The organism is Streptomyces beijiangensis, assembly GCF_017315755.1.
In the GTDB taxonomy this organism is placed as follows: domain Bacteria; phylum Actinomycetota; class Actinomycetes; order Streptomycetales; family Streptomycetaceae; genus Streptomyces; species Streptomyces beijiangensis.
The window spans coordinates 1-211 of the sequence record NZ_JAFLRJ010001613.1 but is presented as its reverse complement, the minus strand read 5'-3'; the positions used below and the strand labels follow the sequence as shown (position 1 = coordinate 211).

Sequence of the window (211 nt, the reverse complement as noted above, 5' to 3'; positions counted from 1 at the left end):
CGGGAAGCAGCACCGCGCCGACCGCCGCGCCGGCCGCGACCAGCACCAGGCCGACCGGCGGTCCGGCAAGGACAAGCACCGCGCCGACCGGCAGGCCGGCAAGGACAAGCACCGCGCGGAGCGCCAGGCGGCCCGGGACCAGCACCGTGCCGACCGGCGTACGGGCAAGGACCAGCGCAAGGCCGAGCGGCGCGCCGCGAAGGACCAGCGC

General features: G+C 78.7%; 1 pseudogene. It reads left to right on the top strand.

Annotated features, from left to right (window positions below):
* Nucleotides 1-211: pseudogene (locus tag J0695_RS42905) on the top strand (hypothetical protein); the annotation flags it as partial.